The organism is Mesorhizobium huakuii (genome assembly GCF_030160235.1).
In the GTDB taxonomy this organism is placed as follows: domain Bacteria; phylum Pseudomonadota; class Alphaproteobacteria; order Rhizobiales; family Rhizobiaceae; genus Mesorhizobium; species Mesorhizobium huakuii.
This window is the reverse complement of sequence record NZ_BSNY01000035.1, coordinates 60,990-74,434: the sequence shown is the minus strand read 5'-3', so window position 1 is coordinate 74,434 and position 13,445 is coordinate 60,990. Positions and strand designations below refer to the sequence as shown.

General features: G+C 64.1%; 15 protein-coding genes. 10 read left to right on the top strand and 5 right to left on the bottom strand.

Annotated features, from left to right (window positions below):
* Nucleotides 1–19 precede the first annotated feature (19 nt).
* Both QQK95_RS19120 and thpR read left to right on the top strand, forming a co-directional pair.
* Nucleotides 20–664: an arylesterase gene (locus tag QQK95_RS19120; protein ID WP_284275536.1), complete on the top strand. Its 645-nt coding sequence runs from the start codon at nt 20–22 to the stop codon at nt 662–664.
* A gap of 128 nt (nt 665–792) precedes the next feature.
* Nucleotides 793–1,389, top strand: coding sequence for an RNA 2',3'-cyclic phosphodiesterase (gene thpR / locus QQK95_RS19115; protein WP_019862074.1), 597 nt, complete (start codon nt 793–795; stop codon nt 1,387–1,389).
* On the opposite strand, the gene QQK95_RS19110 is transcribed toward thpR, so the two are convergent.
* The gene (locus QQK95_RS19110) at nt 1,293–1,805 is read right to left on the bottom strand and encodes a low molecular weight protein-tyrosine-phosphatase (RefSeq protein WP_284275529.1); all 513 of its coding nucleotides are present in this window, start codon (nt 1,803–1,805) and stop codon (nt 1,293–1,295) included. The genes thpR and QQK95_RS19110 overlap by 97 nt on opposite strands.
* Before the next feature lie 103 nt (nt 1,806–1,908).
* Between QQK95_RS19110 and QQK95_RS19105 the strand changes: the two genes are divergently transcribed.
* From QQK95_RS19105 to QQK95_RS19095, 3 genes are all read left to right on the top strand, one after another.
* A complete protein-coding gene (locus QQK95_RS19105; RefSeq protein ID WP_284275527.1) occupies nt 1,909–2,205 on the top strand; it encodes a 4a-hydroxytetrahydrobiopterin dehydratase in 297 nt (98 codons plus the stop codon).
* A gap of 127 nt (nt 2,206–2,332) precedes the next feature.
* Complete coding sequence (locus tag QQK95_RS19100) at nt 2,333–2,695, top strand: YkvA family protein (protein WP_284275525.1); 363 nt, start codon at nt 2,333–2,335, stop codon at nt 2,693–2,695.
* 274 nt (nt 2,696–2,969) lie between these two features.
* Complete coding sequence (locus QQK95_RS19095) at nt 2,970–3,473, top strand: invasion associated locus B family protein (RefSeq protein WP_010912373.1); 504 nt, start codon at nt 2,970–2,972, stop codon at nt 3,471–3,473.
* Between the two features lie 57 nt (nt 3,474–3,530).
* Here QQK95_RS19095 and QQK95_RS19090 read toward each other — a convergent pair whose 3' ends face one another.
* A complete protein-coding gene (locus QQK95_RS19090) occupies nt 3,531–4,886 on the bottom strand; it encodes a chloride channel protein (RefSeq protein ID WP_284275521.1) in 1,356 nt (451 codons plus the stop codon).
* Nucleotides 4,887–5,095: 209 nt separating this feature from the next.
* Here QQK95_RS19090 and rlmN point away from each other — a divergent pair, with 209 nt between their 5' ends.
* The 3 genes from rlmN to QQK95_RS19075 are packed head-to-tail and all read left to right on the top strand — an operon-like array spanning nt 5,096 to nt 7,253.
* Entirely contained in the window at nt 5,096–6,328 is a 1,233-nt protein-coding gene (gene rlmN, locus QQK95_RS19085; protein ID WP_284275520.1) for a 23S rRNA (adenine(2503)-C(2))-methyltransferase RlmN, read from the top strand.
* Nucleotides 6,325–6,774 (top strand): hypothetical protein, encoded by a 450-nt coding sequence (locus QQK95_RS19080; RefSeq protein ID WP_284275517.1) that lies wholly within the window; start codon nt 6,325–6,327, stop codon nt 6,772–6,774. Before rlmN ends, QQK95_RS19080 begins: the two co-directional genes overlap by 4 nt.
* Nucleotides 6,771–7,253 (top strand): hypothetical protein, encoded by a 483-nt coding sequence (locus QQK95_RS19075; protein ID WP_284275515.1) that lies wholly within the window; start codon nt 6,771–6,773, stop codon nt 7,251–7,253. Before QQK95_RS19080 ends, QQK95_RS19075 begins: the two co-directional genes overlap by 4 nt.
* On the opposite strand, the gene QQK95_RS19070 is transcribed toward QQK95_RS19075, so the two are convergent.
* Nucleotides 7,225–7,866: a LysE family translocator gene (locus QQK95_RS19070; RefSeq protein WP_284275513.1), complete on the bottom strand. Its 642-nt coding sequence runs from the start codon at nt 7,864–7,866 to the stop codon at nt 7,225–7,227. The genes QQK95_RS19075 and QQK95_RS19070 overlap by 29 nt on opposite strands.
* Nucleotides 7,867–7,987: 121 nt before the next feature.
* Entirely contained in the window at nt 7,988–10,066 is a 2,079-nt protein-coding gene (locus tag QQK95_RS19065; protein ID WP_284275511.1) for a putative bifunctional diguanylate cyclase/phosphodiesterase, read from the bottom strand.
* A 380-nt stretch (nt 10,067–10,446) separates the two neighbouring features.
* Between QQK95_RS19065 and QQK95_RS19060 the strand changes: the two genes are divergently transcribed.
* Together QQK95_RS19060 and QQK95_RS19055 are read left to right on the top strand one after the other, a co-directional pair.
* Nucleotides 10,447–11,670: an argininosuccinate synthase gene (locus QQK95_RS19060; protein WP_284275509.1), complete on the top strand. Its 1,224-nt coding sequence runs from the start codon at nt 10,447–10,449 to the stop codon at nt 11,668–11,670.
* A 30-nt stretch (nt 11,671–11,700) separates the two neighbouring features.
* On the top strand, nt 11,701–12,423 hold the full coding sequence (locus QQK95_RS19055) for a hypothetical protein (RefSeq protein WP_284275507.1): 723 nt from the start codon (nt 11,701–11,703) through the stop codon (nt 12,421–12,423).
* A 207-nt stretch (nt 12,424–12,630) separates the two neighbouring features.
* On the opposite strand, the gene QQK95_RS19050 is transcribed toward QQK95_RS19055, so the two are convergent.
* Nucleotides 12,631–13,428, bottom strand: a complete 798-nt coding sequence (locus QQK95_RS19050; protein WP_284275505.1) for a lytic murein transglycosylase — start codon at nt 13,426–13,428, stop codon at nt 12,631–12,633.
* Nucleotides 13,429–13,445: the final 17 nt, after the last annotated feature.

Below are 13,445 nucleotides of genomic sequence, written 5' to 3'. Positions count from 1 at the left end.
GTCATATGGGGCCTGCCGCATGTCTTTCAAACGCCAGATAGCCGCAGGCCTGATCCTTTTCCTCGCTCTTTGCGGAGCCATTTCGTCGGCGCGGGCCGAGCCCTTCAAGATCGTCGGCTTCGGTGACAGCCTGATGGCGGGCTATGGTCTCGGGCCTGGCGAGGGCTTTACCGACAAGCTCCAGGCCGCCCTGCGCGCCAAGGGCCGTGACGTGGCCGTCGCCAATGCCGGTGTCTCCGGCGACACCACCAGCGGCGGCCTGGCGCGGCTCGACTGGTCGGTGCCGGACGGAACCCGTCTGGTCATCCTCGAACTGGGCGCCAACGACATGCTGCGCGGCGTCTCGCCCGCTATTCCCAGGAACAACCTCGACGAGATGCTGGCCAGGCTCAAGCAGCGCAAGATCGCCGTGCTTCTGGCCGGCATGCGCGCCGCGCCCAATCTCGGCGCCGACTACCAGACCGCCTTCGACGCCATCTTTCCAGAGCTGGCGAAAAAATACGATGTCGCGCTCTACCCGTTCTTCCTCGACGGCGTCGCCGGCCAGCCCGGCCTGCAGCTCGAGGATGGCCTGCATCCGAGCGCCAGGGGGGTCGACGTGATGGTCGAGCGCATCCTGCCGACGGTCGAGAAGGCCATCGCGGCGGTGCCCGGAGGCGCGTGAGGCCGGCCGGAACCGCTTTCCGTTAGGGAAATTTTTAGCGAAGCCTGTGACCAATAAACCTCTTGCTCCATCAGGCTATCGATGATTCGCTATAGGTGACAGTTCGATTCGAGGAAGGGAGGCTCTTCATGCCGCGTCTTTTCACCGCCCTCGAAATTCCGCGTGATGCCGCCCTTTCGCTGTCCCTGCTCCGGGGCGGCCTGCCCGGGGCTCGCTGGATCGATGTCGAAAACTACCATCTGACGCTGCGCTTCATCGGCGATGTCGAAGGCCACGTCGCCGACGAGATCGCCAACGCGCTCGACCGCGTCCACCGACCGTCCTTCTCGCTGACCTTGTCCGGTGTCGGCGCTTTCGGCCAGAAAAAGCCGCATGCGGTGTGGGCAGGGGCGTCCGCCTCGCCCGATCTGGCAGCGCTTCAGGGCGAGATCGAGCGCATCTGCCAGCGGCTCGGCATCCCAGCTGATCCGCGCAAGTTCATGCCGCATGTCACACTGGCGCGGCTTCGCAATTCGAGCCCGCTCGATGTCGCGCAATATCTGTCGGCGCGCGGCAATTTCTCGACATTGCCCTTCCGCATCGGCCGCTTCGTCCTGATGTCGTCGCGCGATTCGGTCGGCGGCGGCCCCTATATCGTCGAGGAAGCCTGGCCGCTGTCCGGCAACGATGCCCGCGCCGCCAGCCGTGTCGCCAGCGCCTCCGACGCTTCGCGGATCATGCGGTAGACCTCGGCAAAGGCCTCCGGCCCGTCATAATAAGGATCGGGCACGTCGCGCGCCTGCCCATGCGCGAACTCTAAGAAAAGGTGCACCCGATCCCGCGCGGGCGCCAGCGCCTTGAGATCGGCGACGTTCGAGCGGTCCATACCGAGGACCAGGTCGAAACGGGAGAAATCCTGCGGCGTGACCTTGCGTGCCCTCTGTCCGGAAATGTCGATCCCATGACGCATCGCGACCGCGATCGAGCGTGGATCAGGCGCCGAGCCGACCTCCCAGCCGCTTGTGGCGGCCGAATCGAGGAGCATGTCGCGGCCCTGGCCACGCTCGGCCAAGACGGCGCGAAAGACGCCTTCGGCCAGTGGCGAGCGGCAGATGTTGCCAAGGCAAACGAACAGAATGGAATTTATCGGCCTTATGCTCATTCGATATGCGCCGTTTGTGCATTTGGAACCCCAAAACGCAAAGCACTTCGGGGCGACTTGCTCTATGGTGAGGGTCAAATCCGAAATAGCACGGGAAATCATCATGACGAGAGAAAAACTCAGCAAGGACGCCATCACCGCCGCCCTTGCCGAACTCGGCGGCTGGTCGCTGGCCGCGGACGGCGCCTCGATCAAGCGCAGCTTCGTCTTCAGGAATTTCTCCGAAGCCTTCGCCTTCATGACCCGCGTCGCCATGGCGGCGGAGAAGATGGACCATCACCCCGACTGGTCGAATGTCTACAAGACCGTCGACGTGACTCTGAACACCCATGACGCCGGCGGTGTCACGGCGCTCGACATAGCGCTGGCCAAGAAGATGAATCACTATTTCGGCGGCTGAGTGTGCGCTTGGTCGTGAGCGGCGCCCCAAATCGGCACCGGCATCTTGCAGCCGGGTCCGGCTTTCACCACATTTTGCCTCGCGAGGCATGCGCCTGGACGCGCATGAAACCCGCAAGGAGTGATTGATGGCGCAACAACCCGGTTTTGATTTCTTCGGCTTTGGCGACAGGCTGGGCGGCGAGGGCGAAGTGCGCGAGAAATTCTGGCGCACGGCCAAGAAGGCCGCGCGACAGATTCCGTTCATGGAAGACGTCGTCGCTGCCTATTACTGCGCCATGGACAAGAACACGCCGCTGCGGGCCAAGGGCATATTGGTGGCCGCGCTCGGCTATTTCGTCCTGCCGGTGGACCTTATCCCCGACTTCATCTTCGGCCTCGGTTTCACCGACGACATCGCCGTGCTGACCGCCGCGATCACCGCCGTCAGCGCCCACATCACGCCGGCACATCGCCAGGCCGCCAGGGACGCCATTGCCGACAAGGGCTGAGTGCCGTCACGCGGCGCTTGGCCTGTGGACAGAGGCGTTCGCAGGCCCTGCTGAAAAGTCAAACTCTTGCCGCTTTCGTGGCCTCCAAGTCGCCCAAGGGACGTCGCGCCGGCCGCTAACAAGGCGGCGGCGCGGGAATGGCGGTGGTTTCCTGGGGTGAGCGTCCTTTTCTTGAGGGAAATTCACCGTTTGGTAACCCAGATTAAATCAAAATGAAGCGACGGCAGGACGCCACGCGGCCCGCCTCCGCACCATTTGGAATACGGGAAAGACGATGCGCGGATTGATAGCACTGGTTTCAAGTCTGGTCCTGGTGGCCTCGGCAGCGCCTGTTCTGGCGCAGCAGGCGACCAAGATCGGCCAGCACAATGCCTGGGGCACCTACAGCTACCAGGCATCGGGCGGCAAGGTCTGCTACGTGCTCACCGTGCCGACCGACAAGCAGCCGCCGACGCTCGACCATGGCGACATGTTCTTCTTCGTCAGCCAGCGTCCCGGCCAGCAGGTGTCCTACGAGCCGCAATTCATCGCCGGCTACAATTTCCAGGAAGGCTCGAAGGCAACCGTCACCATCGACAAGAAGTCCTTCTCGATGTTCACGCGCGGCAAGTCGGCCTGGGTCGAGAATGCCGCCGAGGAACCGGTACTGATCGCCGCCATGAAGACCGGCACCGACATGAAGGTGACGGCAAAGTCCGGCCGCGGCAATCCCACCTCCTATGTCTTCTCGCTGAAGGGCATCTCGGCGGCGCTGTCGTCGATCGCCAAGTGCAAATAGGCAAAACTTCGCTTTGAAGCGAAAGGGCCGGGCGGCAAAGCCCGGCCCTTTGCTTTTTCAGCCCTGACCTGGTTCCGGCACGGTCTCCGCCCTGCGCCGCCGTATCGCCTCGGCGATGAAGACGCGCGACAGGGCGTGGTAGAGCGGCTCATGCGAGATCATGCGCGCCGTGCCGTAGCCCAGCATCGAGGCCAGCATCAGCGCGATGACATTGTCGTGATTGCCGGTCATTTCCAGGATGATGACGAAGGCCGTCATCGGCGCCTGCACGACGCCGGCGAAATAGCCGGCCATGCCGAGCAGCGCCGCGGCCCCCGCGCTGGCCCCGAACAGCAGCCCGAGCGAACTGCCGATGCCGGCGCCCACCGCCAGCGACGGCGCGAAGATGCCGCCGGGAATGCCCGAGACCATCGACAGCAGCCCGGCCAGGAATTTTTCCAGGAAGAAGAACCATGGCAGCGGCGTGCCTTCGACGGCGCCGCGCGCCTGCGCGTAGCCGGTGCCGAAGGTCAGCCCGCCCGAGGCGATGCCGATCACCGCCACGCCGAGCCCGCAGACGGCGGCCACCAGCAGTGCGCGCGCCAAAGGCTGCTGCGTGTGCCAGCGCCGGATCCGCCGCGTGATCTTCAGCGCCAGCAGCGAGAACAGCGCGCCGAAGCCGCCGCCGATGACACCGCAGCCGAGCACCAGCGGCCAGTCGGCGGCAAACGCGATCGTCTCCTTCGAGACGCCGAAATAGGTGTAGTTGCCGAGCAGGCCGAGCGAGGCGAGGCCGGCCAGGATCACCGCCGTCAGCACCAGCCCGTTGGTGCGCGCCTCATAGGTGCGGCCCATCTCCTCGATGGCGAAGACGATGCCGGCCAGCGGCGTGTTGAAGGCGGCGGCAATGCCGGCGGCCGAGCCGGCCAGGATCAGGCCGCGCGCCTGGGCCATGCCGCCCCAGCGCGCCGCCTGCAGCATCAGCGAGGCGCCGACCTGCACGGTCGGCCCCTCGCGGCCGATGGAAGCGCCGCAGAACAGGCCGATGACGGTGAGCGCGATCTTGCCCGCCGCCAGCCGCAGCGACAGAAGGTGGCTGCGATCGTCGTCATCACGCAGATGGCGCGCGGCGATCGCCTGTGGAATGCCGCTGCCTTGCGCGCCCGGGAAGAAGGCGTGGGCGAGCCAGGTGCACAGCACGAACCCCAGCGGCGTGACCGCGAGCGGCAGATAGAAACGGCGGTCACCGCTATCGCCGATCATCATATGGAACAGCGCCTGCGCCTTGTCGGCCAGCACCGCGAACAGCACGCTGATGACGCCGATAGAGACCGCGCCGGCCCAGAACACCAGCCGCGGCTGCCACACGCGCCGCGAGCCCCACATAGCCCGCGAGCGCCGCAGCATGGGATATTTTCGCGATTGAGGGGCCATGTCTGTCCTCTTCAGTAGGGAATAGGCAGCAGGAGAATAAGGAAGTTGGACTTACCCTACTGCCTACTGCCCACTGCCTATTCCCTATTCCCTACTCTCCTATTCCCCTACCCCGGCATGACTCTGCCCTCAACCTGTGCTATGCGCCGCGCTTCAGTTCCCGGCACGATGGATGAAATCGGCCGCAAACCGCTTATATCAGTGCGACCATGACCCTTTCCTTCGACCTCACCACTGAAGGTGCCCGTGACGCGTTGCGCGCCCGCGCCGCGCCCGAGAAGCCGTCGCTGATCGGCCTGACACGCGCCGAGCTCGCGGAAGCGCTCGTCGCGTCCGGCATCGTGCCGGAGCGCCAGGCAAAGATGCGCGCCCAGCAGCTCTGGCACTGGATGTATGTGCGCGGCGTTTCCGATTTCGCCGGCATGTTCAACATCTCCAAGGACCTGCGCGCCGAACTCGACAAGCATTTCACCGTCGCGCGTCCCGAGATCGTCGAGGAGCAGATCTCTTCCGACGGCACCCGCAAATGGCTGTTCCGCTTTCCGCCGCGCGGCGCCGGCCGGCCGGTGGAGATCGAGACCGTCTATATTCCCGAGGAAGGCCGCGGCACGCTCTGCATCTCCTCGCAGGTCGGCTGCACGCTGACCTGTTCGTTCTGCCACACCGGCACGCAGAAGCTGGTCCGCAATTTGACGGCGGAAGAGATTCTCGCCCAGCTGCTCACCGCCCGCGACCGGCTCGGCGACTTCCCCGACCGCGACACGCCCGACGGCGCCATCGTGCCGGCCGAGGGCCGCAAAGTCTCCAACATCGTCATGATGGGCATGGGCGAGCCGCTCTACAATTTCGAGGCGGTGAAGAAGGCGCTGCTGATCGCTTCCGACGGCGACGGGCTTTCCCTGTCCAAGCGCCGCATCACTCTGTCGACCTCCGGCGTCGTGCCCGAGATTTTCCGCACCGGCGAGGAGATCGGCGTCATGCTGGCGATCTCGCTGCATGCCACCAATGACGATCTGCGCGACCTCCTGGTGCCGATCAACAAGAAGTATCCGCTGAAGGAACTGATCGCCGCCTGCCGCGCCTATCCCGGCCTGTCGAACGCCAAGCGCATCACCTTCGAATATGTGATGCTGAAGGACGTCAACGATTCCATCGAGGATGCCAAGGGCCTGATCAGGCTGCTCAAGGGCATTCCGGCCAAGATCAATCTGATCCCGTTCAACCCGTGGCCGGGCACCAACTACCAGTGCTCGGACTGGGAGACGATCGAGAAATTCGCCGACTACATCAACAATGCCGGCTATGCCTCGCCGATCCGCACGCCGCGCGGCCGCGACATCCTCGCCGCCTGCGGCCAGCTGAAATCGGAATCCGAGCGCATGCGAAAAGTGGACCGGCTGGCGCTGGAAGCCATGATGATCGCGGGGCACGGGGAGGCGTGAGCCGTCTCGTCGCCGGGCTCAAACGCATCGCCATCATAGCCGTCGGTTATATAGCCGGCGTGCTGACCTCGATCCTGGTGCCCGTCCTGCTGATCACGCTGCTGGAAGGCATCGAATATGGCAACTGGTCCCTGGTTTTCACCTTCGACTGGCTGGGGTCGTTTCCGCTCGCCGTGCTGACCGTGGCGGTCTGCGCGCTGCTGATCGTCGGCCCCGCGATCCTGGTCGCCGAATGGCTGGCGCTGCGGGGATGGTTCTATTTCGCGGTCACGGGCGCGATCACTTCAATAGCCTTTGGCGTTCTTGTCCCGGGCTCGGCCGGAGGCTTTGTGTTCAATCCGGGCTTTCTCGGCTTCCTGGCCACGGCCGGGACCATCGCCGGTTCGGTCTACTGGCTGTTGGCCGGGCGCAGGTCCGGCCGTCTGATGCCGCGAGATCCCGGATGACCCGTCTCGTCGCTTATCTCGTGCGCTTTGCCATGATCCTGTTCGGCTATGCCGTCGCCTCGCTGGCGGCGAGCGCCTTCCTCAACGTCCTGTTCCTGGCCTCGCTCGGCTACACGCCTGACCACACGCATCCGACGGCAACGGCTTCGCTGTATTTCTCGATCCCCTTCGTCGCCCTGTTCGTTGCCTATTTCGCCTTCCTGCCGGCGGTGCTCGTCATCCTGCTCGCCGAAATCCTCGGCCGGCGCGACTGGCTGTACTATGCGCTGGCGGGCGCGGTGGTGGCCGCCGTCTTCCTCGGCCTGGTCGACCACTCGCCCGATTCCACCTTCGCGGTGACCGACACCAGCGCCATCATGGCGGTGATCGGCGGCGGCATGGTCGGCGGCATCTTCTATTGGCTGAGCGCCGGGCGCTGGGCCGGAAGCTGGTGGAGGGACGACAACGCTTCTATTTCGCCTGGGCCGTCAGGATCTTGAGCGCGAAGGCCGAGAACACACCGGCGAAGAGATAGTCGACCACCCGCGTGACGCGCGGGCTGGCTTTCATCGCTGCCGAGAACTTCTCCGCCGCCAGCACCATCGGCACGGTGACCGGGATCGACAGCACGATGAACATGGCACCGAGAAAGAACAGCTTTCCCGGCGCGTTCGGATCATGCGCGGAGACGAACTGCGGCAGGAAGGTCATGAAGAACAGGATGATTTTCGGATTGAGCAAATTGACGCCAAGCCCGGCCGCCCAGCTCCGCAGCAGCGAGATTTGCGGACCCGTCTTCTTCTCCGGCGAGAAGGCCGAGCCCTTGGCGATCGCCTGCCAGGCCAGGAAGACGAGATAGCCCGCGCCAAAGATCTTCAGCACGAAGAAGGCCATCGGCGAGGCGACGATCAGCGCCGAGACGCCGACCACCACCAGCGTGGTGTGGATCAGCGTGCCGCACAGCGCGCCCGCCATCGAGGCAAAGCCTGTGGCGCGCCCCTGGCTCAGTGTGCGCGAGACGAACAAGGTCATGTCGGGACCAGGCGTGATCGCCAGGATCACGGTGGCGATGGCGAACTGGATCAGCGTGGCGGTGTCGGGAATGAAGGACATGGCAGGCCCCAGGGAACGCGCAGGCTTATACAGGATGCGCTGTGCCGGCGCCAGATAAAGCGTTGATCCAGCATGGCAATCGCTTCGGCAACGAACAGTTCCCAGCCTGTGGCGGGGAGCATCAGCCGGCGGTAGTCCGCATCCTGGCAGGTTGCTTGAAGGTGGGTCGGCCATCCTGCGCATCGGGTTCCCCGATGAGCACGATCTGATCGATCGGCTTGGGCCGGCCAAGGAAATAGCCTTGCGCCTCGTTGCAGCCTTCGACCTGCAGGATGGTGAGCTGGACATGGGTCTCGACGCCTTCGGCAAGCACGGGAATGTCGAGGCTGCGCCCCAGCGTCAGCACGGCGCGGATGATCGCCTTGGCCTGCGGGCTGCGCTCGACATCGGCCATGAAGGAACGGTCGAGCTTGATCTTGTCGAACGGAAACGAGCGCAGCGTGTCGAGCGAGGAATAGCCGGTGCCGAAATCATCGATCGCGATCGTCACGCCGAGCGCCTTTATCTGGCGCAGCACATGCAGCGTGCGCACCTTGTCGGCGACGATCGTCGATTCGGTCAGCTCGAGCTCGAGACGCTTCGGCGACAGGCCGGTCTCGACCAGGATCTGGTGGACGAGCGTGGCGAGATCGGCATGGGCGAACTGCACCGGCGACAGGTTGACCGCGATCTTGTGGCCATTGTCCCAGGAGGCCGCCTGGCGGCATGCGGTGCGCAGCACCCATTCGCCGATCGCCAGGATGGAGCCGTTCTCCTCGGCGATCGGAATGAATTCGGCCGGCGGGACCATGCCGTGCACGGGGTGCGTCCAGCGCAGCAACGCCTCGTAGCCGCACGTGGCGCCGGTCTGCACCGAAGTCTGCACCTGATAATGCAGCGAGAGCTCGCCGCGTTCGATCGCCTGGCGGAGGTCGGTTGCGAGCGCGCGGCGCGCCCGCGCCGTCTCGTCCATCGCCGATTCGTAGAAGCAGACGGCCCGCGTCACGTCGTTCTTGGCCCGGTACATGGCCAGATCCGCATTGCTGACCAGCCTCTCCCGGTCGGCCCCGTCGCGCGGATAGACGGCAACGCCGATGCTGGCGCCGGTGACGCTCTCGAAATCGTCGATCCGCAACGGCTCGAACAATGATTTCTCCAGCCGCGACACCAGGCCGAGCAGGTCGTTCTGGTCCTTGAAGCGCTTGATGGCGGCAAATTCGTCGCCGCCGAGCCGGGCGACGAACTCGCCGTCGCCGGTCAGCTTCGCCAGCCTGCGGGCGATGATCTTGAGCGCCTGGTCGCCGGCGGCGTGTCCCCTGAGATCGTTGATTTCCTTGAAACGGTCGAGGTCGATGACGATGACGGCGGTCATCATGTCCTGATCCTCGCGCACCCGCTCGATCTCATGGTCGAGGCGATCGTTGAAGGCGACCCGGTTGGCAAGACCGGTGAGCGAATCGTTGAGGGCAAGATGCTGCAGCCGCTCGAAGCTTTCGAGCCGGCCGCGTTCGTCGATCAGATAGCTGGCAAAGCCGGTGGCGGCGACGATCAGGCCGACCACGGCGACCGCGACGGCCATCGCCTCGAGGATATCGGGATTGGTGCCCGTGGTGATGAAGGAAAGCGGCGTCACCGCCACAGCCGCCATCGCCGTGAAATGCAGGCCGACGATCGCCGGCACCAGAAGGCCGATGCCGAGATAGTGCGACCAGCGATACGGCCGGCGCACCGCCTGTCCGATCGCCACGGCGGCGAATGCCATCGCGATCAACACCGAGGCGACGACGTAGAAGGCGTCCCATTCGACGATGCCGGCCACGTGATAGGCGATCATGCCGGTGTAATGCATGGCCGAGATCGCCAGCCCGACAAGGCATCCGCCCCATTCCGGCGCCAGGCCGCGGCCTTTGTCGAGCGCAAGGCCGAAGCCCGCCCCGGTGCCGACCATGGCGATGACCAGGGAGATCATGGTAAGCGCCGGATCGAAGGTGATCGGCGCGCCGGGCCGATAGGCCAGCATGGCGATGAAATGCGTGCACCAGATCGAGGAACCGGCCGCGACCGCGGTCAGGAACAACCATCCCCGCATCTGCACGCCGACGGTTTTCCGGGCGCGGTCCAGGAGGCCGATCGTCACCCAGCAGCCGGTGACGCACATCAGCGCCGCCAGCAGGACGAGCCACAGATTATGCTCCGTGACGATGCATGATATGACGCGCATCAGGAATGGTCCAAGCCCGAGGACGCCCGTGACAAACGGGCAAAGGCCGCTTTGCCACGGTTGCGTGGCCAGGCAGCTCAATGTCGCTGGTTTAGCGGCAGGACATGAAAACTTGCTTAAATCCTCGGCAAAAATGCAGCCCATGATTGTAGCAGGTTGTTTTCCGCGAGCATGATCGCGGAAAGTGGGAACCGGTTTTCGAAAAAGAGCGTCAGGATGGCGATCCTCCGGGATGTCTTCCTGATCTGACGCATCGCCGCCGGCGCACTGGATCAGCGGTCTGGCGCCGCGCGCGCTTGCTCGCTTTGCCGTTCCTGCTAAAAGGCGCTCCGACAATGCGTGACGTCCGTGCCCAGGCGTCCGCTACCGACGGAGCAGAAATGTCCAAGACCAAAGACGTCAAGAAAGTCGTGCTCGCCTATTCCGGCGGCCTCGACACATCCATCATCCTGAAATGGCTGCAGACCGAACTCGGCGCCGAAGTCGTCACCTTCACCGCCGATCTCGGCCAGGGCGGCGAGCTGGAGCCGGCACGCCAGAAGGCCGAGATGATGGGCATCAAGGACATCCGCATCGTCGATGTGCGCGAGGAATTCGTCGCCGACTTCGTCTTCCCGATGTTCCGCGCCAACACCGTCTATGAAGGCACCTATCTGCTCGGCACCTCGATCGCGCGGCCGCTGATCTCCAAGCACCTCGTCGACATCGCCAGGGAGACCGGCGCCGATGCGATCGCGCATGGCGCCACCGGCAAGGGCAACGACCAGGTTCGTTTCGAGCTGTCGGCCTATGCGCTGAACCCCGACATCAAGGTCATCGCGCCATGGCGCGACTGGTCGTTCAAGTCGCGCACCGACCTGATCAACTTCGCCGAGCAGCACCAGATCCCGGTGGCTAAGGACAAAAGGGGCGAGGCGCCATTCTCGGTCGACGCCAACCTGCTGCACTCCTCTTCCGAGGGCAAGGTGCTGGAAGATCCGTGGAGCGAGCCGCCGGAATTCGTGCACCAGCGCACCGTTTCGCCGATGGACGCGCCGGACAAGGTCACCGAGATCGAGATCGAATTCCTGAAGGGCGATCCCGTAGCGCTCAACGGCAAGAAGCTTTCGCCGGCGACCATGCTGGCCGCCCTCAACGATCTTGGCCGCGACAATGGCATCGGCCGGCTCGACCTGGTCGAGAACCGCTTCGTCGGCATGAAATCGCGCGGCGTCTACGAAACCCCCGGCGGCGCCATCCTGATCGTCGCCCATCGCGCCATCGAATCGATCACGCTCGACCGTGGCGCCGCGCACCTCAAGGACGAGTTCATGCCGCGCTATGCCGAACTCATCTACAACGGCTTCTGGTTCTCGCCCGAGCGGCTGATGCTGCAGGCGATGATCGACAAGAGCCAGGAAGACGTCGAAGGCACGGTGCGGCTGAAGCTCTACAAGGGCAATGTCATGGTCACCGGCCGCAAGTCGAAGAAGACGCTCTATTCCGACGCGCTGGTCACTTTCGAGGACGACCGAGGCGCCTACGACCAGAAGGACGCCGCCGGCTTTATCCGCCTCAATGCGCTCAGGCTGCGCACGCTGGCGGCACGCAACCGCAAGGGCTGATATCCAGACAACGGCCTGGCGCCATCAATCATGCCTAAGAAACCCGGCGGAGACGCCGGGTTTTTATTTGTAACTTCTAATATAGATGAAATGAAACCACCCGCAGCCAGTTCCTGTTTGACTTTTTGGCGGCTTGATTTAGGTTCATTTGCGGGCTTTGGGGGTTTGACCGTGAAGAATAGCATTTCTCTTCTGCTTGGCGCGGTCGTCGTCTTGGCGGTGTGCCAGTCCTCGCAGGCAGGCGCCAAGCGTGACCCGAAGGCGGATATGAACGAATGTATCGCCTCAGCTCGCGCGGACCTTGCGTTCAAGCATGACATGGCTTTGTTCATGGGGGTCTCGCAGGAGCGCATGCCGGCCCTGTTCTGCCAGCGCATTGCCGATGGGATACGCAGCGGCCGCATCAGCTATTCCGACATAAACAATCTGCAGCTCGACCAGCCAACCGAAATCTGGATGGTCCTCAAGGGCAAGCCAAGGCCCGCCAAGGTCACGCAAGCCCCGGCTCCGCGATCACCCGACTTCCGCAACTGCAGCGGTATTGACGGCGCCTTCCAGGTACCCGCTTCCCAGAAATGCCCGGCGAGCGGCTACGCGCAAAATTCCGGAGTCCCCACGGCCATCGAGGGCAAGCGAAGGGCGGTTACCCCGGCGCCGCAGAACCCCAGATTCCGCAACTGCAGCGGCATTGACGGCACTTTTCAGGTTCCCGCTTCCCAGAAATGCCCAGCGAGCGGCTACGCGCATTATTGAGAGTGATGTGCCCAGGCGATCGGCAATTCCCGGAATCGGCCTGCTACCCGCATTGGCTGTCGCCAAAGCCAACGGTTATGACCCGCCTCTCTCGACGCTGGCCGGCTGCTCCTACGCGTTCGACCTGAAATAGGACGCGGCCGGATCCTTTGCTCACCAACAAAAAAGCCCGGCGCATGGCCGGGCTTTTTCGAATGAAGACTTCAATCAGTCGCTGTCGATCGCCGTGGCGATGCGCACGATGGCCTGCTGGTAGACGTTGGCGTCATTCCAGCCGGCGATAGCGCCGATATTGTCCGCCGCGCTCGCGCCCCGCCGCCAGCCATGGGCCTTGAGGAAGTTGGCGGTGGAAGCGAGTGCCGTGGCCTTGTCGCGCAGGTTGCCGCTGCCCACACCGTACTTCAGGACATTTCCGGGCAGGAACTGCGTATGGCCGATCTCGCCATGCGCGGCGCCGACCGACGAGGCGCTCAGGGCGCCGCGATCGACCAGCTTCAGCGCCGCGATGGCATGCGGGTGAAAGAATTCCGGGCGACGGCAATCATAGGCGAGCGTCAAAATGGCCGAAACCGTATTCTGATTGCCCATGGACGAACCGAAGCCGGTCTCCATGCCCCAGATGGCCAGCAACACGCCGGGCGACACGCCGTAGTTGCTTTCGATCTGGCTGAAAAGCGCCGCGTTCGCCTTTTTCAGCGAACGGCCCTTGGAAATGATCGCCGCGCCGCCACGGCGCTTCATGAAGGCATCCACCGAGCCGCTGAACGCCTTGTGAATGCCGCGGTCGACCGAGATTGTCTTTGTCGCGTAAGTGGCGCCGGCCAAAGCGGCCAGGCCCTTGGCGCCGACACCTTCGGACTTGGCCTGTGCGGCAAAGCCCGGCTTCCAGGCATCGAAGCCCGCACCGGTGCTGCCACAGCTGGCCGCCGCCTGTGCGCCCGTCGCCAGCCCGAGTACGGCCACCACCGCGGCCGCTAAAATCCTACCCTTGGCAAGAAATGCCATATTGTTCTCCTGGTTGC